The 25,582-nt window shown below is 47.5% G+C and carries 23 protein-coding genes; 4 read left to right on the forward strand and 19 right to left on the reverse strand.

All coding sequences use genetic code 11. The features are described from left to right. Positions 1-179 precede the first annotated feature (179 nt). Both GKG43_RS04575 and GKG43_RS23650 read left to right on the forward strand, forming a co-directional pair. Positions 180-839: a YwaF family protein gene (locus GKG43_RS04575; protein WP_083487019.1), complete on the forward strand. Its 660-nt coding sequence runs from the start codon at positions 180-182 to the stop codon at positions 837-839. After that, entirely contained in the window at positions 830-1,051 is a 222-nt protein-coding gene (locus GKG43_RS23650) for a hypothetical protein (protein ID WP_050639475.1), read from the forward strand. The genes GKG43_RS04575 and GKG43_RS23650 overlap by 10 nt, the downstream gene beginning before the upstream one ends. 252 nt (positions 1,052-1,303) lie before the next feature. On the opposite strand, the gene GKG43_RS04580 is transcribed toward GKG43_RS23650, so the two are convergent. From GKG43_RS04580 to GKG43_RS04615, 8 genes are all read right to left on the reverse strand, one after another. Further along, positions 1,304-1,678 carry a DUF1667 domain-containing protein gene (locus GKG43_RS04580; RefSeq protein WP_050639474.1) on the reverse strand — a complete coding sequence of 125 codons (375 nt, stop codon included), beginning with the start codon at positions 1,676-1,678 and terminating at the stop codon, positions 1,304-1,306. Beyond that, a complete protein-coding gene (locus GKG43_RS04585) occupies positions 1,668-2,906 on the reverse strand; it encodes an FAD-dependent oxidoreductase (protein ID WP_129879546.1) in 1,239 nt (412 codons plus the stop codon). Before GKG43_RS04585 ends, GKG43_RS04580 begins: the two co-directional genes overlap by 11 nt. Position 2,907: 1 nt before the next feature. Next, positions 2,908-4,362, reverse strand: a complete 1,455-nt coding sequence (locus tag GKG43_RS04590; protein ID WP_055151548.1) for an NAD(P)/FAD-dependent oxidoreductase — start codon at positions 4,360-4,362, stop codon at positions 2,908-2,910. A gap of 2 nt (positions 4,363-4,364) precedes the next feature. Further along, positions 4,365-5,633: a lactate racemase domain-containing protein gene (locus tag GKG43_RS04595; protein ID WP_129879544.1), complete on the reverse strand. Its 1,269-nt coding sequence runs from the start codon at positions 5,631-5,633 to the stop codon at positions 4,365-4,367. Positions 5,634-5,734: 101 nt separating this feature from the next. Continuing rightward, a complete protein-coding gene (locus GKG43_RS04600) occupies positions 5,735-6,559 on the reverse strand; it encodes a carbohydrate ABC transporter permease (RefSeq protein ID WP_173020075.1) in 825 nt (274 codons plus the stop codon). Further along, complete coding sequence (locus tag GKG43_RS04605; protein ID WP_050639469.1) at positions 6,556-7,419, reverse strand: sugar ABC transporter permease; 864 nt, start codon at positions 7,417-7,419, stop codon at positions 6,556-6,558. Before GKG43_RS04605 ends, GKG43_RS04600 begins: the two co-directional genes overlap by 4 nt. Before the next feature lie 192 nt (positions 7,420-7,611). Further along, entirely contained in the window at positions 7,612-8,967 is a 1,356-nt protein-coding gene (locus GKG43_RS04610; protein WP_173020076.1) for an extracellular solute-binding protein, read from the reverse strand. A 118-nt stretch (positions 8,968-9,085) separates the two neighbouring features. Further along, positions 9,086-10,003: a dihydrodipicolinate synthase family protein gene (locus tag GKG43_RS04615; RefSeq protein WP_050639466.1), complete on the reverse strand. Its 918-nt coding sequence runs from the start codon at positions 10,001-10,003 to the stop codon at positions 9,086-9,088. A gap of 555 nt (positions 10,004-10,558) precedes the next feature. Between GKG43_RS04615 and GKG43_RS04620 the strand changes: the two genes are divergently transcribed. Continuing rightward, on the forward strand, positions 10,559-11,335 hold the full coding sequence (locus GKG43_RS04620) for an IclR family transcriptional regulator (RefSeq protein WP_055151562.1): 777 nt from the start codon (positions 10,559-10,561) through the stop codon (positions 11,333-11,335). 160 nt (positions 11,336-11,495) lie between these two features. Here the strand turns inward: GKG43_RS04620 and GKG43_RS04625 are convergent, their stop codons facing one another. The 5 genes from GKG43_RS04625 to GKG43_RS23655 form a co-directional block, all read right to left on the reverse strand. Beyond that, positions 11,496-12,434: a hypothetical protein gene (locus tag GKG43_RS04625; protein WP_055151565.1), complete on the reverse strand. Its 939-nt coding sequence runs from the start codon at positions 12,432-12,434 to the stop codon at positions 11,496-11,498. 354 nt (positions 12,435-12,788) lie between these two features. After that, positions 12,789-15,281: an ABC transporter permease gene (locus tag GKG43_RS04630; protein WP_129879538.1), complete on the reverse strand. Its 2,493-nt coding sequence runs from the start codon at positions 15,279-15,281 to the stop codon at positions 12,789-12,791. Further along, positions 15,278-15,958, reverse strand: a complete 681-nt coding sequence (locus GKG43_RS04635; protein ID WP_050639452.1) for an ABC transporter ATP-binding protein — start codon at positions 15,956-15,958, stop codon at positions 15,278-15,280. The genes GKG43_RS04630 and GKG43_RS04635 overlap by 4 nt, the downstream gene beginning before the upstream one ends. Before the next feature lie 310 nt (positions 15,959-16,268). Then, positions 16,269-17,258, reverse strand: coding sequence for a HAMP domain-containing sensor histidine kinase (locus tag GKG43_RS04640; protein ID WP_050639451.1), 990 nt, complete (start codon positions 17,256-17,258; stop codon positions 16,269-16,271). After that, positions 17,251-17,943, reverse strand: coding sequence for a response regulator transcription factor (locus tag GKG43_RS23655; protein WP_129879536.1), 693 nt, complete (start codon positions 17,941-17,943; stop codon positions 17,251-17,253). Before GKG43_RS23655 ends, GKG43_RS04640 begins: the two co-directional genes overlap by 8 nt. Positions 17,944-18,004: 61 nt before the next feature. On the opposite strand from GKG43_RS23655, the gene GKG43_RS04650 reads away from it, so the two are divergent. Beyond that, positions 18,005-18,571, forward strand: a complete 567-nt coding sequence (locus GKG43_RS04650; RefSeq protein ID WP_347562929.1) for a SprT family zinc-dependent metalloprotease — start codon at positions 18,005-18,007, stop codon at positions 18,569-18,571. Positions 18,572-18,619: 48 nt separating this feature from the next. On the opposite strand, the gene GKG43_RS04655 is transcribed toward GKG43_RS04650, so the two are convergent. The 6 genes from GKG43_RS04655 to GKG43_RS04680 all read right to left on the reverse strand — a co-directional run bounded on the left by GKG43_RS04655 (position 18,620) and on the right by GKG43_RS04680 (position 25,558). Beyond that, positions 18,620-18,808, reverse strand: coding sequence for a DUF6472 family protein (locus GKG43_RS04655; protein WP_050639448.1), 189 nt, complete (start codon positions 18,806-18,808; stop codon positions 18,620-18,622). Then, positions 18,801-19,403: a Maf family protein gene (locus GKG43_RS04660; protein ID WP_055151574.1), complete on the reverse strand. Its 603-nt coding sequence runs from the start codon at positions 19,401-19,403 to the stop codon at positions 18,801-18,803. Before GKG43_RS04660 ends, GKG43_RS04655 begins: the two co-directional genes overlap by 8 nt. 570 nt (positions 19,404-19,973) lie before the next feature. Beyond that, positions 19,974-21,878: a beta-L-arabinofuranosidase domain-containing protein gene (locus tag GKG43_RS04665; protein WP_129878792.1), complete on the reverse strand. Its 1,905-nt coding sequence runs from the start codon at positions 21,876-21,878 to the stop codon at positions 19,974-19,976. 9 nt (positions 21,879-21,887) lie between these two features. After that, entirely contained in the window at positions 21,888-23,777 is a 1,890-nt protein-coding gene (locus GKG43_RS04670) for a beta-L-arabinofuranosidase domain-containing protein (RefSeq protein ID WP_055151580.1), read from the reverse strand. 6 nt (positions 23,778-23,783) lie between these two features. Continuing rightward, positions 23,784-24,614, reverse strand: a complete 831-nt coding sequence (locus tag GKG43_RS04675) for a carbohydrate ABC transporter permease (protein ID WP_050639444.1) — start codon at positions 24,612-24,614, stop codon at positions 23,784-23,786. After that, entirely contained in the window at positions 24,614-25,558 is a 945-nt protein-coding gene (locus GKG43_RS04680) for a sugar ABC transporter permease (RefSeq protein ID WP_050639443.1), read from the reverse strand. Before GKG43_RS04680 ends, GKG43_RS04675 begins: the two co-directional genes overlap by 1 nt. Positions 25,559-25,582: the final 24 nt, after the last annotated feature.

Raw genomic sequence — 25,582 nt, forward strand, 5'->3', positions numbered from 1 at the left:
ATCCTTTATAATTCATACTAAAGGTAACACAAAATCCCAGGAACTTTACATACATAGTTACTGTCCAAGGGACCGTAAACAGTAACCATTTATTAAGGCCTGTGTTACAGAATGCACTTCTGTCATACAATAATTGTAAGAAAAACAGGTTCACCCCAGCAATACAACAGGAGGTCAACATGAAAAGACAGATTCCCGCTCCCAAAAAACTGAATCACTTTTTTCTTGCCTGCGGCCTCCTCATGTCTGCCAGCGAGCTTTGGAAACAATGGTATCTCACCTTCCGCCTCAATCATGGCGTCTATCAATGGTGGTACTTCCCATTTCAGCTTTGCAGCATAGCCATGTACCTCCTTCTGGTCATCCCTTGGCTCAAACCCTCCCGTTTCCGCCAGGCCCTGCTTTCCTTCCTGATGAACTACAGCCTCCTCGGGGGAATCGCCGTATTCGCCGACACAAGCGGCCTCCATTACGATGCCCCCCTCCTTACAATCCATTCCTACCTATGGCACATCCTCCTCATCGTCATAGGCCTGACCGCCGGGCTCTCATACACGAAAACTCCGGCGCCCCGGCGCCTGCGCCTGCGCCATTTCAGAGACGGCACCCTGCTCTACCTTATTTGCTGCGCAGCCGCCACACTCCTCAATCTCCTCCTGGATACCTTTGGAACCATTAACATGTTCTACATCAACCCCGACTACCTCATGCAGCAAATAGGCTTCTCCGCCCTGATCCCCTATATAGGAAACACTCCCGCGATCCTAATCTATATCCTGTCAACCATCCTGGGAGCCGCCATCCTGTTCCACATCTGGAGCCTTGCCGCATGTATCTGAAGCAGTACAAGGCGAAGAAACTGTTTGGAGCAATCGGGACAATTATCGATGGCTCAATAGCATATGTCGATTTGAATGGATTTGACGACTTTAGAAATTTAAGTTTATGGGGGCTGAAAATGAAAGTTATTGAAATAAAAGACAGAAATCCGATATTGGTACAACAGTTACTAGACGTGTGGGAAAGTGCTGTTAAGGCAATGCATCTCTGAACACATGGGTTTCAAAGTTTACAAAAGAACTGCAAATGACGAACAGGGAAATCCTTATCCCCTTTTATATATGAACAGACTGTAGATTCCAGTTTTTTACAAATTCCTAAGGCTGTCGAAAAAATAAACCGACAGCCCCCGAATGCCGGCGGTTCCATGCGGGAGTCCGTTTTGATATTAGAGAGAGTCAGCAGATGGCCTGCACCAAAGCCCCCGTCTGTATCCCAGCCCGAAGGTCATCCCCGGGCATCCTTACGGCAGGCTCCCTCCTCCCATATTCTTCGTAACGATTACGTCACTCTCCAGTCCGCAGACATTTTTTATGACTACCTGCCCGATCTCAACAGGCGCAGCCAGTGTGATTTTATTGATCTCCTCCATCACCCGGAAGAGCTCTTTTTTGGGGATTGCATTCGTTAGCCTCACACTGCACAGCGGAAGCACCGCCCCCTCAATGCGCACAGAACTCGAAATCGTCCTGCGCGGGTCGATCAGTTCCTGGCGGACATAATCCACCCCCTTCTTGCATTTATTTCCGGTAATGCTGTATATCTTATCATCTTCATACTTAGCCTCGATCGTGCACCCGTTTGGGCAGACGATACAGACAAAGGTCCTACTGTTCATACACTGACACCTCGATTTTCTCCTTAGATATAATGTTACCGGCATCAACATCAAACTGTATCATCTCTGCCGGGATAGCATTTGGCACAACCGTTGATCTTACAGTTGTATCCCCCTGGCTGACAACAACCCTGCACCTGCCCATAGGGCGTTTCACCCTCATGGACATCCTGAAGTTCTTCTCCCCGCTCACGCTCTGGGGGATGATGTGCCCGATGTTGCAGTCTGTTCCAATCTCTATATCACAGGGCGGAAGCCCCTCGCAGTTCAGATATTCTTCAACTCCGGCCGCCAGAGCCTCGGCCTCAAGAGATACGAAGTCTACCAGGTCGTGCACATGCAGGACATTTCCCGCCGCAAAAACACCCGGGACGTCTGTCTGGTAATTTTCATCCACAAATGCGCCCTTCGTCCGGCCATCCAGCGTGACTCCAGCCGCAAGAGACAGCTCATTTTCAGGAATCAGCCCGACCGACAATATCAGCGTATCACATGGGAAATCTTTTTCGGTTCCGGGAACCGGCTTCATATCCGTCCCCACCTCTGCCACCGTTACGCCCTCAATCCGTGTATCTCCTTTGATATTGATTACGGAATGACTGAGGTAAAGCGGGATGTTGTAGTCGTTCAGGCACTGCTCAATATTTCTGGGAAGGCCGCTTGGATACGGCAGCACTTCAAATACGGCCTTTACATGGGCTCCCTCCAGCGTCATCCGCCTTGCCATGATCAGCCCGATATCACCTGAACCCATGATGATGACTTCTTTTCCCACCATGGTATTGTACAAATTCATGTAGCTCTGCGCTACGCCGGCATTGTAAATGCCCGACGGTCTCTGGCCCGGGATCGCCAGCGCTCCCCGGGTGCGCTCCCTGCAGCCCATGGTCAGAATGACCGCTCCTGCCTGTACCTGGATAAGCCCGTCCCTTGCAGCCGCCGTTACGATTTTGTCTCCCGTCAGGTCAATGACCGTTGCATTGGTGATAACCTCGATCTGCAGTTCTTCAACCTCGTCAATAAATCTCTGGGAATATTCCGGTCCGCTCAGGGTCTGCCCAAAACGGGTCAGGCCGAATCCGTCATGAATGCACTGGCGGAGGATGCCTCCGGGCTGTTTCTCACGCTCGATGATTAAGATATCGTCCACTCCCCGTTTTTTCAGTTCCACAGCAGCGGCAAGCCCGGCCGGCCCGCCTCCTATAATCACAACATCGCGCTTGTGCATGTCATTTCACCTCCCCGGTAAACATATAGGCGCCCTTCTTATTCAGCAGTATTTCTGTCTTCTGCCTGCCCAGCTCCTCCTGGATTAACCGGGTCAGCCTCGTCTCACAGTAGCCGCCCTGGCATCGTCCCATCGTGGCTCTCGTCCGGTATTTGATTCCGCTGACGGTGGAAACGCCCAGCACATTATGAAGCGCCTGTTTCACCTCTGCCCTGGTAACGCATTCACATCTGCAGTATATCTCCCCGTAATCCGGGTCCTGCTCAATCAGCCGCTTTTTGCCTTCCTCATCCTGTTCCGAAAACTTCACGATCCCCCTGCGGATGGGGTTAAACTTCTCATTTACCAACAGTTCCTCCTGCTCCTTGATCTTTGCAGCCACTCTCCGCGCAATCGGAAGCGCACTGGTCAGCCCAGGAGAAGTAATAGCCAGCAGATTTACAGCATGGGGAACGCTTTTCTTTGTCTGAATCTGAAAGTCCAGCTCCCTATGGGTCGCCGGATCTTCTATGGTCGGAAACACCCCCACATAGTTGCGGATATAGTAATCCCGTTTCATCCGGGGGAACATTCTGGACCCCTGCTCAACCAAAACGTCTATCATCTTTTGCGTTGCCGCATAATCGACCTTCGCACCGATCGTCTCGATGGTAGGACCTACCAGGACATTTCCATCAATCGTCGGAGTTACGTGGACATCAAATGCACCGTACTCATTGGGAGTCGGATACACCGGCAGAGACAGGTAATTTCCTGCTTTCTTATCCAGAATCTCGTACTCGCCTTTGACGCGGTTCGGTATATAGGATTCAAACCCAAGCATTTCAGAAATGCGGCAGGCATATAGCCCTGCACAGTTGATGACCCAGCGGCTGACAAATTCCCCGCCCTTCGTGAGGATGCGGTACACCCCCGTTTCCTCTCTCTCGATTCCTGTCACCTCGTGATCCAGATAATACGCTGCACCGTTTTCAACTGCATTTTCCGCTAATGCGATTGTATAGGTAAACGGACATAAAATGCCTGCCGAAGGCACGTAAATGGCAAACTCGCCATCCACATTGGGATCCAGCCGTTTGATCTCATCACGGCCAATCATTCTGATTCCGGGTACCCCGTTATCAAGCCCGCGCTGATACAGACCTTCCAGCCGTTTCCTTTCCTCTTCGCCAAATCCAACAATCAGCTTTCCGCATCTTCGAAACGGTATGTCCAGTTCCCCGGCAACCCGTTCGAACTCCGCATTCCCCTCCATACAGCACTCCGTACGCAGGAGATTCTTTTCATTTAGTATACCTGAGTGCAGAAGTCCGGTATTGCGCCCGCTTACGCCATTGCAGACATCCAGCTCTTTTTCTAAAACACAAATCTTTAATTGATAGCGTGACAGTTCCCTGGCAACCGCACTTCCAATCACACCGCCGCCAATCACGGCAATATCATACTGTGTGTCCATAGTCATTCTCCACCTTCCGTATTCATGCAGCCGATCTGTATCGCCCCCATTGGGTAAATGGCAACCACCGGATTTTTCCCTGCATATTTTTCTTCCAGCCGTTTCCGTATGTCTTCCCACTCCCTGTTCAGGTCCGGTGTCTCATCTCTGTAAAACTGTCTGATGTCGATAGAATTAACACCCTCGGAATAAATCAGGATTTCTTTCCCTTTCAGTTCCGGAGGAGGCACATTATCGTCGTGCGGGGAAAACAGGCTCATTCCGGGGCCAAAAAGCGCGTGGAATCCCGCCCCTTCGCTTGCCGCCGTCACCGCAACCAGAGTGCTGTCAGGCTTTACGCACATTTCCTTGTAGTGTCCCAGGACAGCAAAACAAGTTCCGATCTGGGAGTACTCCGTGTCCTTGGGATAGGCAGAGAGGACCAGGATATCCGCATCCCTGACCAATTCCGTCTGCAGACATTCCATTGCCCGTCTGCATGCAGCCCGGTGTGCCTTTATGAAATGGCCTGCAAAAACATCTGCAACTCCCATCTTATCGTTGAGCACGACATTCACAATAAAGTCCAGCCCTACTTTGCTGACGATCCGCTCCATATTGGTGCGCATAGGATTGTCGGGATTGCATGTGCTGGTCTTAAATGACATGTTTTTACTCGCATCTTCATAGACAAGCATATGGTTGCTTTTCAGTGTCTCGATACCGCCGATTCCCGGGATGACCGCCTTGGCGCCCCCGGAGAACCCTGCAAGAGTATGGGGTACAATGCACCCAACGGCTATTCGCAGCTCAGCATCCACATAGTTTTTATTAATCTTTATCACCTGGTTGTCGTCCGGAATAGTTATCAGGTCTGTTGAGAATGGGAAGTGATTCAGTACCTGAACGTGATCCAATACCCATTTTCCCACTTTGATCTCCATTTCCTGCTTTGTCATAGGGCGGTGTCCGCCGAGCGCAATCAAAACCTTAATATTACTGCCGTCCATACCTGCATCCAGCAGTTTCCGAATCACGAGCGGAAGCAAGAAAGCGCCCGGGGTGGGACGTGAAATATCATCAATAATGATACATGCACTCCTCTTCCCCGCAGCCAGAGTCTCCAGCCGCTCTGTCCCCACCGGATTGTCTATTCTAGCCAGAACGTCCCCGCTTCTCAGAGAGGGATGCTCCTGCATTCCCTGATAGTGGATCTCCCACTCGTCGGGAAAAGTTAGTTTTCTATAGGACTGTTCGTACCATTGCCCCCATGGGATCTTAAATTCCTGCATAATCTGTCCCTCCAAGATTTTATTGCCCTCCTAAGGAAGGGCCCTGTCGATTCCGCAGAGGGGTCAGACCCCTTTGAAAAGGGGTCTGACCCCATACCAGCTTATCCTTTCACCGCCCCCGAGGTAACCCCCTGTATGATATATTTCTGGAAAAATGTAAAAATCACAACCGGCGGGATAATCCCAATCAGGGAGGCAGCAGCCATGATATGCCAGCGGATTGTTGTATCGCTGAGCAGGCTGTATAGCACCAGCGTCAAAGGATATTTATTTGCATCTGACAGCAGGAACAGCGGTACAACAAATTCATTATAACTGTTAATGAACACAAAGATTGCCCCCACCGCAATACCCGGTCCGCTGATCGGGAAAATGACGCGGGCCAGCAGCTGTATATAACTGCAGCCATCCAGTGCCGCCGCCTCCTCCAGCTCTGCCGGCAGGGTTGAAAAATATCCGTGAAGGATAGTTACAACCAACGCCAGGTTGATGCCTGTAAGCACAAGAACCAGCGCCCCCCGGGAATTCAGAATGCCAAGCGACTGGAACATCCTGTATAAAGTAGGCAGGATAACAATCCCCGCCATCATCTGCGTCAGAAGCAGAACAAAAAGCATTCCCTGGCGCAGCTTGAAGCGGTATCTGGATAGCACATAAGCTGCCGGAATGGAGATCAGCGCCGTCAGAACCGTTGCACAGCACGCATAGAAAAAGCTGTTCAGCACATTGCCGGCGATCAATCTAAAGGCCGATGTAAAGTTGGACAGTTCAAAATAATGAGGTACCAGCTGCGCTTCCAGAAGGTGGGAATATGGAGTCAGCGACACGATCAGCGCTTCATAGATTGGGATCGCCGCAAACATACAGAATAAAATACAAAGGATAATCCGGAAAACTTTCCCGGCAATTGATTTATTATTTCTCATGCCGCATCCTCCCTTTCCATCAGTTTCCAGTAAAATACCGTAATAATTACCAGTACCAATATCGCGATCAATGACCATGCAGATGCTGTACCAAGGTTCTTCATACTGAACATCTCCTGATAGATGTGCATCGAAATGGTCTTGGTCGCATTGACCGGCCCGCCGCCCGTCATACCGAAAATGATATCAAATACAAGGAATGTCCAGACCGTCAGCACAATCAGAGTACTTCCTGTTATTGCCTTCAGATTAGGCATGGTAATATAACAGAATCTCTGCACCGGACCGGCGCCGTCAATACATGCCGCTTCATACTGTTCAGCCGGAATCGTCGTAAGCGCCGAATAATAATTCATAAACGCAAATGGCATGGCTCGCCAGATTCGGGCCAGGATGACGGAGGTGAGAGCCAGATCCAGGCCCAGGAAACTGATCGGCTCCTCAATCAGGCCTATATTTTTCAGAAGAACATTGATGATACCGAAGTCAGAATTATATACAAAACGCCAGCAAGAGGCAACTATAATCAAAGGAATAGCGTAGGGCAGCAGATTGAATGCCACGACTACTTTCTTTCCCGCAAAAGAACGGTTGCAGATCAATGCAACGGCAAGGCCCAGGATCATTGCGGGAATTACAGAACCAAACGTCCAGATTAACGTAGTTACAACAGTTTTCGGAATCTCATCCTTAATAATAGAGAAATTTCCAAAGCCTACAAACTGGCCTGCCGAAGCGCCGCTAAATCCCATAAAGGCGCTGGTACAGACCTTAAACAACGGGTATCCGTATATAAAAACCAACAGGACAATCAGCGGAAGCAGCGAACAGATGACTCTTTTTCTCTGGCTCTTTTTCAAACAGGGCGCCCCCTTTCTCGAAACAAATATTGCTGTTATCCAGGCCGGATACTCCGCCGGCCTGGATAATAGACTTATGTTTAACGCCTTAACCCTTATCTCTCAGCAAATCCCAGGTCTGATACTTTTAAGATCTTCCCCGTACCTTTCAGCAACCCCCTTGACTGATACGTGAGCTGCGGCACTGCAGATTTACTGGTTTCTTGAAGTGACGCCTTCTGCAGCCTCAGCTGCCGCTTTGAGCGCATCTTCCGCCCCCAGCTGGCCCAGTATGAGCTGCTGCCACACTTCTTCCAATGCCGTGTAGTAAGCCGCCGGCGTCGCACTGTCCTTTCCAATCATGCCGTACAGCTTATAATCCTGCGCTTCGTCGTAGAATACTTTCCAGAAATCATACTGGAATGAAGGGTTATCAAATTCCGACTCGTACAGAGGAGCAGAACCGTATGCCAGGTGGTGTTCGATAATTACTTCCGGGGACATCAGATATTCAATCAGTTTTGCAGATGCCTCTGCCGTCTCGTCACGCGTAGCAATCCAGCCATTGGTGCCCGCCCATGCAATTTCCTTGCCATTTGGAGCAAGCGGAATCTTAGCAATCCCGATCTTACTTTCATCCAGGTTTTCACCGAATGCAGCTGTATATGCCGCAACGCCCCACGGACCGTCTATCAGCATGCCCACTCCGCCGTCTCTTAACAACGGGCGTAATTCTCCCCGGCCATACTCGGTAGGTGAATCCTGTACATAAGGAACGAGCTGTTCTACAAATTTGACTGCTTCAAGGCCTTCATCCGTATCAAACAGCGGCATGCTCTTATCATCCAGGATCGGTGCATCGGTCGCTTGATTTATGAACATTCCAACAAATTCTTCCAGTACTTCAGCGCCGGTTATGGCGGGTACGCCGATACCGGGTACGCCGGCCTTTTCCTTAATGTCTTTTGCAGCTGCCAGAAGCTCATCCCACGTTGCTGGCGGTGCCTCCGGATCCAGGCCTGCGGCCTCAAATACCTCTTTATTATAGTAAAGTACCAATGTATCTACACTGCTTGGAACATAATATGTACCGTCAAGTCCGCTGGTATTTACCAGACTCCAGATGCTGTCGGGTATCTGGCTGAAAAAGTCTTCGCTCAGATAGTCATCGAGCTTCACCAGATGTTCATGCGCAGAGGAATCATTCATCTTATTGTCCCACCAGAAGATGACGTCAGGCTGGGTTCCCGCCTCAAAAGAGGTCGGATACTTCTGGATCCAGCCAGTCCAGGATTCATACATGATTTCCACATCAATATCCGGGTTGTCTTTTTCAAACTGTTCAATCGCCGGCTCCATAAAGGCTTCCACCTTTTCCTGGTCACCGGGCCTTAGAACTGTGATCTTTGTTTTGCCGCCTTTGCCGTCAGTGGTTTCTGTTTCATCCGAAGCTTCCTTCGACGTATCTGCGCTGTCTGCAGCAGTATCCTTAGATGAACCGCAGCCCCACAGTGTCGTACTAAATACAAGGGTACACAATAAGATCAAACTAATTATTTTCTTTTTCATAACTCTATCCATTCCTTCCCGCTGAATTGCAGGCTTGTCAGAGCCTGCAATTCAGCAAAATCTCATCCACCTTTTTTAAGTTTCTCCACGTGAAAGCACCAGATCCTGTTCCTGGAGGCTAAGCAAGATACCCGTATTCTTTCAGAACTGCCTTAAGGGTCTCCATAACATCGGCCGGAAGCTCTGAAATAACCGGTTTGCGGCAGTATCCGGCATCTACGCCGCGGAGTTTAAGGCCTTCTTTAATAATCTGAAGCCAAGGCGTCGGCATGCCGTCTGCTGTCGGTTTCGTAAATAACGGAAGATAGGGGCGGATCTTTTCGAAGTGGGCAGTCATCGCTTCTTCCATCTTCCGCTCTTTTGCAAGGTTGAATACTTCCGTATTCTCCTTGGGGAAAAGGTTTCCTGTACCGCATACCCATCCGTCTGCCCAGCAGCTCACGCTTTCAACAGGGCATATATCGTAACCATAGAAGATCGCAAAATCATCGTCTGTAAGGTATCTCAGATCCTGTTGTCTGTACACATCCGCCTGACGCTCCTTCACCGCGTCGATAAAACCTTCGTTGTACAGCTTTGCCATAAATTCATCGCTCATCAGGCAAGTTGAATAGTAGGGGTTGTGATATACCATAATCGGAATATCAATGGCTTTACGGATTGTCTCATAGTGCTTTAACAGTTCGTTCTCATTCGGAGCCATGTACCACGGTGTTACTGCCATAACGCCGTCTGCACCCGCTGCCTCGGCTGCCTGAGACATTTTAACTACGTCTTTTGTCCGGTATGCGCCGGTTGAGCAAACGACTTTAATCCTTCCGTCTGCGGCTTTCACCGCCGCATCATTCACTGCAATCTGCTCGTCAGGAGTCATCGCAACCATCTCGCCGGTACTGCCGGAGGGAATAATGCCGGTAACGCCATTGTCAGCCAGAAAATCCGTGCATTCTTTGATTCCTGCAAAGTTGATGGATTCATCTTCATGAAAAGGTGTCACCATTGGGATGTAGATGCCGTTCAGTTTTTCTTTTGCCATTGTTCTCGTTCTCCTTTACTCTAAAAATTATAATTGATTAGATTTAAAATAGTCATTCCAATATGTAAAATATGGTCTTATTCCATTTAGAATGATTTTCTTGATTCTCATTCCCGTGGAATTATTTCATTTTTCGGAATGGCTATTCCGTAACTTCAATATACAACGATTTTTATGGTCTGTCAACTACATTTTTCTACTTTTTATATTTTAAATTTTTCATTATATTTTCAGATATTTTTGATTATATTCCATAATTATAGTTTTTATTTCAATTTAATTCATTTAACCCAATTAATATCACTAAATTATTATTGTCCGCTCACATAGGTATAACGCGTCCCCTCATGGATTTTGTTTTTTCGGAATAAGTATTTCATCTAATTCTCCCATTTTCTTTCAACATATTGACATACATTTTTTAAAATGGTATAAATGTAGTATATATTCGCTTTACACTATGATGAAATAAATATTCCAATAATAACTTGCCGGATGGAACACTTGATATCCCTTTAGCAAGATATCATAGTATATAGTAAGGAGGTACGCATCATGGAAAAACAAAACGTAGAAACCATCAAGATGGTGGACCGTGCCTTAGAGGTACTGGACATCCTCCGCAAGGAACGCTCTCCGCTTGGAGTGAACGAGATTGCAAAAAGCTGTGAGCTTAATCCGTCAACTGCTTTCCGCATTTTAAAGACTTTAGAAGTAAATGGCTGGGTATACCAGTGTAACGATGGGCGTTACATAACCGGCCAGAAGATCAGTTTTGTCATCGAGAAAAATAACCTCTATCTGGCCTTAAAAGAAGTGGCGGAACTGACTATGATCCGCTGCACAGCAGAACACGGCCAGCCCATGAATCTGATCGTACGCGAAGGGCACCGCTGCTACGTACTGCAGCAGTCCCGCACTAAGAGCATTGTAAACTATGTACCGGCATTGTACTCCGAGCTTCCCTTTTACGCATGTGCGGGAGGAAAGGTTCTAATGTCCGAGCTGCCGATCAGCCTGGTAGAAAAGCTGGTCGATTCCTGCGATATGGAACCGCTCACCCCTTATACCATCATTGATCCGGACGAATTCTGGCTGGAAGTCCGAAAGACCGCAAAGAGAGGATATGCCTTTGACCACAGAGAGTCCTCTGATAACGGCAGCTGCATATCCGTTCCTGTCCGGGACAGTGAAGGAAATATCATAGCTGCACTGTCATTCAGCGGATTTGTCGGTATAAAAGACACCGACGAACTGCTGCCCTATCTGCCGGTACTCAAAGAAGCATCCGAAGAAATTACCCGTAACCTATTCCAATGCTGGGGCAGGTAAGCCCGCAGCGTATCGTACGATTTCTAACTGCGGAAAAGCCGCACCTTATGGTATCTTCCATAAGATGCGGCTTTTCCGCGTTTAAATATGACAGGCCGGACAGCCTGTTTTTGATAACAAACCAGGCCGTCCTGAACTGTTACAGTTTTGAGAATCCGTATTATTTTACCCCGGAGTTCTCCGTCCGGTCTGTTTTGCCGGGACGTTCCTGTTGTTCCTGTTCATGCTCCTGCTGTTCCTGCTCCTTCTCGTCCTGCGCTTCCACGATTTTGAGGAAGTCCCGTTCCTCCTTCTTTTTCCGTGGAACGAATCGTCCTACCATCCGTCCTCTTCCCCTATTTTTCACATAGAAGTAACCGATGACAGAGAATACTACTGCCCCGATAAAATTTACCATCAGGTCTTTCATGGTATCGATCAGGCCAATATCCAGATAGCCTCCCAGGCCGAGATCCTTCCCCTGGACAGCGACACTGGTAATATTTCCAATCTCAGCAACATTATTACCGCCTGCCGGATCCAGCATAACCGATCGGATGGTATGAATAATCGTATCCTTCTGCATGTCAAACCCCAGAATATGGTCCATGCCAAATTCAAAAAATTCCCAGATGACCCCGATCGTCATAGAAAAGCAAAAAGCCACAATGGCTGTGAACAGCGGCGACAGTTTGAACACCATTTTTTCACTGCGGTTGAGGAGATCCACTAACGAAAATCCAATTGCCGCCGCAAGAAATCCGTTCAGCGTATGCAGGACGGTATCCCAGAAAGGAAATACGATATAGAACTCCCGTATCTCACCCAGAATTTCCGCAGCAAATATAAAAACAAGAATAATAATCTCGAGAGTAGTCGGCAGTTCTATCTTCATCGTCACCTGGACCAGGCTGGGGATAACCAGAAGCAGCAGAGTGAGGATACATAGAAACACATTCTCATAATTCTTATTAAATATCTGCAGAATCATCACTATAATCACAAGCAGACGCAGCACAAAATATACCATAAAAGAACTTTTGTGCTCCCTCAGTTCCATACTTAACGCCTTCCACATATTGCGGAAGCGGTGTTTTTCCTTCTTATCACTATCCTTCATCTTACCTTCATCCCTTCAGAATCCATCTTTGCTGCACATCAATGTCCTCATAAACAAGCAAACTATACATTTCCTCATTATAAAAAGAAACCGGCATAATTGCAAGTGATATCTTTGGGAAACGCTAATTGCTGATTGGGCGGACGCCAAGGGGAGTGTAAGCTGCAGGCCTTCCAGACTTTTCGGGCGGTTTAAAACGCCTGAAAGCCTGGATGCCTGCTGCTTACACTCCCCTTGGCTGGCCCATACAAACTGTAGGAAAGATGCTTTTCCCGGGGGGTGAATCTCAGGACGGCGGCGGATGGGGATCAGGCACAACATAAATTCCGCCCTGCCTATTCAATGCGTACACCCCTACTCCCTCAAGCGATCCACCAAAGCCTCTTTCTGAAACCCGCGTATCATAACCGCGGATACAATCATAGGAACAATTGCCGTAAACACCGCATACCCCAGGAACAGCCACCCCGGGAACCGGAAACTCATATAGTCGACCCCAAAGTATTCAAATATCTTAACCATACCATACCCTGCCGCCGTTCCAAAAACCAGTGTGATGACCAGGTTCCCGGCTGTCAGCATCAGGCCCTCCGTCTGTATCATACGGGACAGTTGTTTTGTCGTCATTCCCACGGACTGCATCATAGCAAATTCATGCTTTCTAGTAAGAATATTCGTGATTAATGTGTTGATCATATTCAGAATGCTGAATGCCACGATGAAAAGACTTAACCCCAGCATGACCGAAAACAGAATACTAAAGGATTTTTCACTCTCTTCCAGCATTTCTCTGAACGTCCCCATTGTCAGCATCGGATTTTCATCCATTACCGCATTCAGCTGCTTTTCAATCTGGGATTCTTTTTCACGGTCAACCTTCACAACGATCTGACTGTTAAGGTTCAGGCCGTTCGCCATCTGGTTTAATGTTTCCTCCGGCAGGATAAAGTTCCCATAATTATTGCTGTAGTTTATATAGTCATTCGTATCCAGGATTCCTGCAACTGTAAACTCTTTTTCTACCTCATTTGCGCCGTCATACCAAGACAGTTTTACCTTGTCCCCGACTTCATACTTCCAGCCATATATTTCTTTGTTTGAATCATTATGCTGTATAAGCAGCTGATCTTCCTGTACCATGCTGTCATAGTTAATGTCGCCTTCTTCCAGCATGGTTTTCAGTTTTTCCACCTCATTTTCAGCAAAGGACACCATATTCTCCTCGTCTGTTTCATCATGGGATTCCCAGCGGGCGTGTAATTCCTGGAATGTCTGGACCTTTTCCACCCCGTCAATAGACTCAAGCTGCCTGATCAGCTCCTCATTGATCGGATTATTCTCCTGAATGGATGTCTGTCCGTGTTCCGCTGTTTCCGATACGTTGTAGGAAAGGTTAATGACAAATTCCCCCAAACGGTACGGGCCCTGGCTCGCATATCCTTCCAGACTGGTACATGTGATGAAACACGCTGCCAGCATAAACAAAACGCCGCCAATGCCAAGTGATGCCATTGTCATAGCTGTTTTTTTCTTGTTTCTCGTGCGGTTCATGGAGGCCAGATTCATAGGCGTAAGATTCCGGTACATTTTTTTACTTCTGTCGTTGTGTCCGCCATCCTGACGTCTTCCCTCCGCGCGCCGGTTCTTTTTGCCTTTTTTCGGTTTTTCCGTCTCAACACCGGAAAATTTACTTGCTTCCACAGGCGCAATTGCAGAGGCAATGGATGCCGGTTTACGGATTGACAGAAGCACCGTTATAATGTCAGCCGCAATGACGGCTGCCCCGATCAGCAGCGTGTTCTTCCAGCTCCAGCCGCCCGGTTTCAGGAAGTAACTGATTACTCCGCCAATCAAAAGTCCCACGGGGATTCCGATTCCACATAATATCAGCCCCTCGTAGCGAACCATTCTGCGGATCTGGCGCTTTGTCATTCCGATGGTCCTAAGCTGCCCGAACTGCCGGATGCGGCCAACCACTGAGAGATAAAATACACTGTAGATTACCAATACGCTGACAAACAGGATCCCGATGCCTACACCAATCAACAACATGTTTTGCTGGGCCTGCCGGTCGCCGCCGGATAATGTATCCAGGTAAAAATTATTTTCATTGACGTTTTTTCTGGCAATACCATAATCTGACGCTATGGTGCGTATGGTATCTAAAAATTTCTGCTGCTTCATTTCTCTTGCATCATGAATACGCACGATACCGTCGTATGCCACATCTTTCAGCTGTGATCCCTGTTCCGCATATTTCTGGGAAAGCATAACGCTATATATTTTTGGCGGGCTATCCAAATGAAAGACACCCGAAAGAATGAATTCTTCGGTTGTTCCGTCTAAAAAGGTAAAGGATACCTTTTCGCCCGGTTCCCCCTGAAGCCCCAGCGCCTTGCAGTGTGCATCCGACAGCATCACTTCGTTTATCTCTGACGGCGCTTTTCCTTTGACCGGAGTTACTGTATCAATCTCAACCCCGTCTGCCTTCAGCGGTTCACTGTCATATGCCACGGGCTGGACCATTTTGCCGTCCACTTCCATACCCTGGCCGCTTTTCATCCCCAGGACATACTCTGTCCGTTTATCTTGTGAAAGTTCCTCCAGCTGCTGTCTGTCCAGCTTGTAATAAATAACATGCTGCATTTTTTCAACCTGGCGCGCCCTTTCCGTGTCCATACCCGCGTAAAACAAGGCCATGACCATGAGCAGGCTGACGGAAAGGATGATCGTAACTACAATAAAAAAGTTACGCATTTTGCTGCTTTTTATGCTGCTGGCAGCCAGACTTCTTACCGTCCTGCCATTATTATTTACAGCAATTTTCCCTGATGACTTCCGGCTCATGCATTCCACCTGCTTTCCCTGATCTTTCCGTCTTCGATGCGGATGGTTCTGTCGGCAAGCTGTGCAATCTCCTCATTGTGAGTGATCATGACAACTGTCTGGTGAAACTGTCTGCTCGTCATTTTAATCAGCCCCAGCACATCCTGGCTGGTTTTGGAATCCAGATTCCCGGTGGGTTCATCCGCCAGTATGATTGCCGGTTTTGAAGCCAGCGCCCTGGCAATTGCCACTCTCTGCTGCTGGCCGCCGGATAGGTTATTCGGCATTTCCATCAGCTTTTGCTCCAGGCCCAGAAGCGAAATGATTTTTTTCAGATAGGTCTCATCCGGCTTCTCTCCATCCAGAGAGACCGGCAGCACGATATTTTCGTACACATTCAGTATGGGGATCAGATTGTAGTTCTGGAATACGAATCCGATCCTCCTGCGGCGGAATATAGTCAGGCGGTCGTCATCCATTCCCGACAGGTCTTTGCCCGCTATGATGACCTTTCCCGATGAGGGAACATCCAGGCCGCCCATCATATTCAGAAGGGTCGACTTGCCGCTGCCGGATGTCCCGACTACCGCCACAAATTCGCCGTCTTCTATTTCCAGGGATACGCCGTCCAGCGCGCGCACGACATTGGGTTCTTTCCCATAATATTTCTTCAGATTTTCTGTTTTCAGTATACTCATTTTAAACACTCCTTTGAACACCGTTTTTTGGTCTGTAATAAGAATATCAAAGAAATGTTTCAAAAACCTCTCGAAAAACATAAGAATTTTGTAGGTTTTATTTTAATCACTCCCACTTTGCCGTCAAGTTTACTTTCTATTGCATCATAGTACAAACAAAAACGGAGTTCTGACCCCCACAGAGGGTCAGTCCCCGTTTCCTTATTGTTTCAATACACGCTCGGTAATTTCAATCAGTATGCTGCAGCTTATAGATGTGTAGATTGACATCATGTCAGTTGGGGATACTGAATCCGCTCCGCCCGCCTTCTTAATCTTGTTTTTCGTGTCTCAGCTCTCCACCGATAGAGGTGGGAGAATCTTCACTTATTTTGTTAAGAATATAGACCGCCACTTTAGTCCCGGCCCCCTCCCGGGACTGTATTTTCAGATATCCATCTTGTTTTGTGATAATCTCTCTGGTAAGGTACAGGCCAATCCCGACCCCTTCCGTGCTGTTCGCTTTTCCCTCTCTAAAAAAACGTTTGCACACATCATTGACATGCTCCGCTGCAATTCCCATGCCGTTATCTTCAATGACAATCTTCGTATAAATTTCCATGGGTTCAGCATGAATACGGATTTTTCCACCTTCCGCTGTATATTTTACAGAGTTATCCACAATATTAAAGATTGCTTCAGCGGTCCATTTGGCATCGTAATACAGATAGATGTCATCCGGGCACTCAACTTCTATTTGCAGCCCTTTTTGTTCCGCCTTCACCCGGATGCTTTCAGACACTTCATACAACGTATTCCTAAGGCTGTTTCTTTCGGGGTGGATGGAGATCATATGGGTCTCCAGACGGGACATTTTCAATAGAGACTGTACCAGAAATTCGAGTTTTCCAACCTGCCTGCCCAGCACCTCAAGGCACTTCTCCCTGGTTTCTTCCGGCAATTCTTTCTGACGAACCGTATCGCAATACATGGTGATATTCGCAATGGGTGTCTTCAGCTGATGGGAAATATCGGATACTATGCTCTGCACTTCCTTTTTCTGGTCCTCATTTTTCTTTGCCGCAGCTTCCGTAATATCAGAAAGCCGCTTCAATCTCATCTGTACCCTTGAAGACAGGGTTTCGTCTTCCAAAACAAAGTTCTCCACAGACTCCCCCCGCAGGATCGTGTCTATAGATTCACAAATGTCCTCTGCAAATGCAATATATTTTTTCCGCATATTAATCCACATAATCAGTCCCGTGCCTAGTGCACTGACGACGACGGCAGCCACGGCGGCGGCTATTGTCCATTTATCCATTTTCAGCTCCTGTCCAACGGTATCCGGTCCCGTATACGGTCTTAATATACGTAAACTCGTTATCTGCTATCTTTGACCTAAGCCGGCTCACAAAAATCGTCAGCGTATGCTCATCCACAAAATTTCCATCATTATCCCACAGCTCGTCAATCAGCACCTGCCTTGTCAGGACGATTCCGGGGTTTCTTAAGAACTTCTCAAGCAGCTTAAACTCCGTGGGAGTCAGGGACAGCGGCTTTCCGCTTTTCAATACGGTATAGCTTTCAAAGTCGATCATCAGATTCCCTGTCTGCATCTGATTTTTCACTTCCATAGAAGGCTGATATCTCCGCAGCACAGCCCGGACACGCTCTACCAGCACCTGAATATGGAACGGCTTTGTAATATAGTCGTCCGCCCCTGCCCGGAATCCGGCAATCATATCCTCATCCATATCCCTGGCTGTCAGAAATATGATGGGGACATTCAGCATACGGCGCACCTTTTCCGCAAATTCAACTCCATTTCCATCCGGCAGATTGATATCCAGCAAAAGCAGATCCGCCTGGGCCGTCTCCAGATGCAGAAACGCATCCTGTACGTTATACACTGCCTCTGCCAAAAATCCCGCCGCTTCCATATTTATCCGAAGCCCTTCTGCAAGGGCAAGGTCATCTTCCACTATTAAAATCTTCTGTTTTTCCACTCTTAAAAGACTCCTTTTCTATCTTGAACTCTAATGGTATCCCTGCTAAACTGTTGTGGAGGTGATCAAATTGAAACATCCATTTTCATATGAAGTTATATACAGCGGCCGGAAAACACTGGCCATACAAATCACAACGGAGGGCAGCGTCAAAGTCCGCGCCCCCAAAAACTGCCCCAGATCCTCCATCGACCGTTTTCTCAAAGAAAAAGAAGCCTGGGTACTCAAATACGTCGAGAAAGCGAAGCAAACTCCACAGCCTGCCCCGCAGCCGCTTACCACACAGCAGCGCAGCCGTTACATTAAAATAGCAAGAGATATTTTCACACAAAAAACCGCTTACTATGCATCCATCATGCACGTCTCCTACGGACGCATCTCCATCCGGGAACAAAAAACGCGATGGGGAAGCTGCTCCAGCCAAGGAAATCTCAACTACAACTGGCGGCTGATCTTTGCCCCCGAAGATGTGCTCGATTATATTGTAGTCCATGAGCTGGCGCATAGAAAAGAGATGAATCATTCAGCCGCATTTTATAACATCGTAGAAGAGATACTTCCTAATTACAAAAGCTGCCAGAAATGGCTGCGCGATAACGGAGCCATGCTCTGGAGCAAAGGGGTCTGACCCCTTTGCGGAGGAAGCTGTTCCTTTTACAGAAGGGCCAGCCCCCCTTTACATCTGTTTTCTTACGATTTTATACTCATCCCCATGCCTGTAATACGGGCACTCATGAAAATCCCCTTTTACAAACCGAACCATTTCGTCTTCATCCAGATTCTGTATGCAGACGTAACACTCATAATCCTCATCATATTCATAGTTCATACAGTATTCGCAGTTTGATGCCTCACGCTTATTCAACGTAACCCCCTCCGATCTGTTTCAATTGCTGGTACAAACAAGAAACCGGCAGACCCACTACATTATAATAATCCCCTTCTATCCTATCAATATAAGCCGCAAATGCCCCCTGTATCCCGTATGCGCCTGCCTTATCCAAGGGCTCCCCGCTCTTGATATATGACAGAATCTCGTCCCGTTCCATAGCATGTACATAAACCTTGGTCTCAACCACATGATTCAAAGTCTGACACACTCCGTCCTCATCATAATCCAAAATGGCCGTCCCGGTAAACACCTGATGCGCCCTGCCCTGCAGTTCCGTCAGCATCTCAAATGCCTCAGCTTCATCCTTTGGCTTCCCCAATATCTTATCGTCCACAGCCACGATCGTATCCGCCCCAATAATAACCGTATCCCTCAATCCATGTTCTGCACCAAGTTCAGCCGCCACATTCTCCGCTTTCATCAAAGCCAGTTCCTTCACAATCTCCTGGGGAACCGTACTATCATAACGCTCCTCTTTATCACTTACCACGACTTCAAACTCCAGCCCAATCTGCGTCATCAGCTCCCTTCGCCGGGGTGATGCAGAGCCCAGTACAATCCTCTTCATAACATATGCCTCCCATAACTTTCAATAGCACCATTGTATCACGTACAAATACTCTGCGAAACCCCTTTGTTACGGTACGCCCTTCGTTACAGTACGCCCTTTGTTTATAATATTCCCTGGTGCAAATAGAATACGCTTATTTTATAGTAAATGAATGAGTACAATATGTTCCACCAAACGAATCAATACGCCGCCCCACTTAAGGAGCCCCCCAGTAGACAAGCTTTCCTCCCGATTGGATGAACCCAGCAAAATGAAGGGCTAGCCGAAAGCCTGCCAAATGCATATATGCCGCCTCAAAGTGCTAAAACGATCCTTAGAAATTCTTGGAAGCCGACAGCCGAAAAAGCGGGGAAATTTTGTGATCACCGAATCACAAAATTAGGCGGCCCAGCGCGAGAAATCATCGGATTTCTCGTGATGTGCCGCCTGTACCCCGCTTTTTCGGCTGCCGGCTTCCTAGAATTTCTTAGGTTCGTGTCCGCACTTCGAGGCGGCATATGTGCATTTGGCAGGCTTTCGGCTAGCCCTTCATTTTGCGCCCCCATCCATCGCCCAACCCAAAGCTAGTCAACGCCTAACCCAAACCAGCATTTCCCCAATCCCCCGGTTCCCCCACCGTGCATAAGGAACCGCCTTCATGGTGACTTTTTTTCTCTCCGGCTGTTCAAATGAATACAGTTCATGATTGCCCGAATTCTGATATTCCCGATACCCCCGTATATAAACAGGCGGGTAAATCTCTTCTCTGCCTTCTCTTTCCTGTCCCATTTCCTGTGTCCCGCAAATCGATTCTGCGATCAGCGCATTCAGGTCTTCTCCATTGTCAGCTTCCTCCAGGCAGTAAACAATGGGGCCCCGCAATATCGCTGCTCTGCCGCTGTCAGCAGATACCTTGGGATTTGCATATACAAACCGGCTTTGAATGTCAAATTGAAGTTGAATGACGTCACCATCACGCCACGCCTTGTTTATTCCCATATATCCTGTAACTTCTTCCGGTTGTATTTCTTCTCCATTGACCAATACGCCAATGCTCTTACTCCAGCCAGGTTTCCTGAGTCTTACAGACATTTCTTTCTGTTGGCCGGAATACTTTATTTCCAGTCTTCCGACTCCCAGATAATCTCCCGTGATCTCCCACAGGCCCCCCTCTTCCAAATATATTTTTCCGCCAATATAGAGGTGAATGGCTAACTGATTTTCTTCCTGATTATAATCATAAACATATTTGTCTAATGACGTGATGGTTCTTGCCGCGTTTGGCGGACAGCACGCACATCCGAACCAGGTTACCCTGCTTGTTTTCACATGCCTCAGGTCGTATCTCTGATCGGCTTCACGGGGATTCAGCATAAGAGGGTTTACATAAAAATACTCTTTGCCATTGTCAGACATACCGCTCAATACCCCATTGTACAATGCCAGTTCCATAATATCCGAATACTGGCTGTCCAGCTTCAGACGGAGCATCCGTCTTGCCCAGAACACCAGGCCGATTGACGCACAGGTTTCTGCATATGCCCGGTCATTTGGAAGATCGTATGGAACCGAAAATGCCTCTCCATGCTCATCCGCTCCCACTGCTCCCGTAATATACATCTTTCGCTTTGTCACATCCTGCCACAGCGCATCCAGTGCCCGGATGGTCTTTTCATCTCCTGTTTCGTATGCCAGATCCGCTAAACCGGAATACAAATACATGGCCCTGACGGCATGCCCCACCGCCTCGCGCTGCTCCTGCACTGGTTTCTGTGCCTGGTGATACTCCAGTCCAAACCATTTATCCTTAAATTGTTCACCGAATCCGGAATCGTTTAATAAGAAAGAGGGCTGCTTTCCCCGTTCTAATAACAGGTATTTCATAAAATCCAAATATGTTTCTTTTTGGGTATATTGATAAAGCCTGTACAGCGCCAGTTCCAATTCCGGGTGCCCGGGGTAGATATGCAGTTTCCCCTCTTCCGGACCGATTCTTTCCATAAACCAATCCATATAACGCTCTGCAATCTGCAGCAGCCGTTCTTTTCCCGTCGCTTCTGCATACGCGGCCGCGGCCTCCGCCAGATGGCCCGCGCAGTACATTTCATGACCGTGTGCGATATTGGTAAGCCGTTCCCCCTTTCTCACGCAAGTGTAATATGTATTAAGATAACCATCGCTTTGCTGCGCCCGTCCTATGATTTCAATCAGTTCATCAATCTCGGATTCCAGCTTGGGATTCTCCTTTATTCTAAGGGAATATGCCGCGCCCTCTATCCATTTGGCCACATCACTGTCCTGAAATAACATGCCTGCATACTCACCATCCGCCAGCTTTGCCGCAATTCTAAAATTCTCAATTGCATGGCTCTTGGGTATCCCTGGGACAGCATCGCTTAGTACTTCATATTGATAGGGTATGATGCTTTCGCACATTTTTTCAATCTGCCCGCTCCAGAAAACGTCCCTGATTTCCATTTTTGTCTGCTTCATAACATCAAATCACCTTTCTTTCATAAATACACACATTCCGCCCTTTCCCCTGTTTCCCCAATGGTAATAAGGAACCAGACAAATAGCATTATCTTCAAACTGCGGGGGCTCACATCCATATAATCCGGTCTCTTTTTTCGTACACCGGTATCCCTCCGCATAAATTAAATCCACGTCTCCCGACAAGTTTCCCTTTCTCTTAAAAAACAGCCCGCTCAGATCCCCGTTATCAGCTTCTTCGGCACAATATACCACAGGCCCCCGCATCACAGCCGCCTTCCCAATCAAAGAATGTACCTGCAGGGACGCATACACTTTCCGGGGCAGCATTTCCATATCTACTTGAATTTCAGTCTCTTCCATCCAGCATTCCTGCTCGATTTCAGCGTATCCTCTGTTGATCACCGGGTGTATTTCCTGCCGGTTCTTTTTAATCCGTATCTTCCCGCACCAGGACGGCACCCTGATTCTCAGAACTCCGGGCGTGCTGTCCGCCTTTCTCACCCGGATCCTGATCTCCCCCGCTCTGGGGTATACGGTATCTTGTGTTACGGTCCAGCCATTCATATCCGCCTCACTGTTTATGAAAAGATGGATATTAAAATTGTGCTCATCACCCGTATAAATATATTTATTAAGTCCCATTAAAAGCCTGGCAATGTTCGGCGGACAACAAGGGCAGTCAAACCATGGCTGGCGCTCATATTTCAGATGCGAGTAATCCTGCCTCTTCTCACATCTTTCCGGATCGATTTCCAGTGCATTTGTATAGAAGAACTCAGTGCCGCTCTCCGAGATCCCTGCCAGGATGCCGTTATAAAGAGTTTTTTCCATAATATCACCGTATTGGGAGTCATTTTCTATCAGCAGCAAATGATAAGACAGCAGAAACAACCCGATCGATGCACAGGTCTCCCCATACATCAAATCAGAGGGCAGGTCATATGGATATGTAAAGCTTTCCCCATACGCAGATGACCCAATAGCTCCTGTCAAATACATCTTTTCCTCTGTCACATTCCGCCACAGCTTCTTTACATGCTGAAACAAATCCATATCGTGATCCAGCCTTGCCTTATCTGCCGCAGCAGTATAAAAATACATTGCCTTTACAGCATGTCCGACCGCCTCATTTTGTTCACGTATCGGCAAATGTGACTGGGAATGCCTGTAATCGCTTTCATCCAGCTCATATACCAGGTTGTTCCCCACGTTCGTATTCCGCGGTTCTTCCGAAAAAAAGTATGGTTTCCTGCCGCGCTCCTCCACAAAAAAATCCGCCAGTCTCTTATATCTGTCAATTCCTGTATCCTCATACAGCCGGTAAAGTGCAGGCTCAATTTCGGCATGACCGTCATAGCCTCTGATTTTCCCGGCCTCCGGTCCAAAACAATGATCAATATAATCCGCATACGCTTCTGCTATCTCCAGTAAATCTGTCCGTCCCAGCACTTGATGCGCCGATACCGCCGCTTCGATTAAATGGCCTGCACAGTATAACTGGCAGGACTCTTTCAGATAATGCCATTTGTCCTTCAAACCATGAATAATATAGTATGTATTTAAATATCCGTTTTTTTGCTGCGCTCTCTTTAAAAGATCCGCGGCCTCATCAAAAGCAGCCAGCGTCTCCTGATTTTCATATTGAAGGGCCAATGCGGCCGCCTCCATCCATTTATAGACATCGCTGTCCTGGGATACAAGCCCGTAGAATTCCCGGTCAGACTCACCGGCCGCAATTCTGAAGTTTTCAAATGCCCCGCTTGGTTCTATCCCCTCTATCTCATCGTTCAGTGCTTTTTTAATATACGGGATGGTTTTACCGGCAGCCAGCATTCTTTTTTCATGCAGTAAACCGCCTGTTATTTTAACATCTTTTATACTTGTCTCTTTATACATACGCACCTATCCTTTCACAGCCCCGGCTGCTATGCCGTTTATGATCGTTTTCTGTGCAAATAAATATATGATGACAACCGGTATAATCGCCATCAGCCCGGAGGCCAGCAGAAGATTCCATCTATTTTGAGTAAACTGGTTATAAAATGCTAACTGTGACAGTGGAATCGTATATAATTCTTTCTTCGAGATCAGAATCATAGGCAGCATCAGATCATTCCAATATCGGATAAAATAGAGTACTGCCACGGTTCCGTTGATCGGTTTTAACAGCGGGAAGATGATCTGGAAAAAGAAACGATATCCGCTGCAGCCATCCATATAGGCACACTCATCCAGTTCTCTCGGTATGGATTTTACGGCCTGGGTGTACATAATCACCGCCAGCGAACAGGAGAAACCGGCATTCAGTACTGAGATCAGCGTCAGGTTATTGGTAATATGAAGATCTGAAGCTGTCACGGCCAGAGGAATCATAATGACCGGAAATGGAAGCATCATGGCAATCATAAATACAACCGACGTAATGTGTCCGATTTTATTATTCATTCTCGCAAGCTTATATCCGGCCATTGCTCCAAGCCCTATGACAATAACCCCGCTTAACACCGCGAAATAGATCGTATTCCCAAATATTTTTGCGTAATGGCCGGTGTTCATAACCTCTTTAAAGTTATCCAGGTTCCAGGATTCCGGCAAAGCAAGCGGCTCCATGACAACCTGCCCGAATGTTTTAAAAGAATTCATGATTACAAAAACCATGGGAAGAAACATCGCTGCGCAGATCAACCAGAGAATCACTGCAATCATCCTATTCGTACGTTTTTTTTCTGCCATCAGTCTTCCTCCTTTGTCAGTCTCATCTGCAGGCCGGCAATGACCGCCATTACAATCGTCAATACAACCGCTAATGCAGAAGCGTATCCCATCCGGTGGCTCTTGAACGCCTCGTTGTATATGTATAAGGCAATATTCTCCGATGCATGTCCCGGCCCGCCGTTTGTCAGGCTCATAAGCAGCGGGAACATATTCAGGCTCTCCGTGACAGACAAGAATAAGCAGACAAAAATCGTCGGCTTCATTAAAGGAAGCGTAATGTACCGGATCATCTTAGCGCCGCTGCACCCGTCAATCACCGCAGCCTCTACCGGATCCTGCGGAAGAAGCTGCAGCCCGGCAAGATAAATTACCATAAAATATCCAATACACTGCCACAACTTAACAGCCGCAGCCGAGTACAATACAAGCCGTTCATCGGACAGCCAGCCCGTATTAAATATTCCCCAGCCGGTCAGCGGATATAAATCCGTCATAAATCTACCCAATAAAAACTGCCAGATAAAACCGACCGTTACATTATTAAAAATAAAAGGGCAGAAAATGATGGCCCTCAGAACATTCCTGCTTTTGATTTTCCGATTCAACGCCAGGGCGAACAGAAAACCTGCGATGTTGGCCAGAACAATCAGCAGAACAGCCGATTTCACAGTAAAACCCATGGCATTATAAAAAAGTTCGTCTTTCAATATATCTGCATAATTCGATAATCCCGTAAACTCTTTGTTTGGATTAATTCCGTTATAGTTCGTAAATGAATAACCAATAGTCTGAAATAACGGAAGTATAAAAAAAAGTACATATAGTATTAACATAGGAAAAACAAATCTGATAAAATCTAAAACCTCTTTTTTCAGCTTTCGCTGAAAATTCGTCCCGCAGGGGCATGAATTACGGGGTGCCCTTTGGTATACCTCTCTTTTTTTCCTCTTTCTGCTCCTCATGTCTTGCACATCTCCTCCGTTCGT

It is taken from the genome of Eubacterium sp. BIOML-A2, assembly GCF_009680135.1.
GTDB classification, from domain to species: Bacteria; Bacillota; Clostridia; order Lachnospirales; family Lachnospiraceae; genus Faecalicatena; species Faecalicatena contortus_B.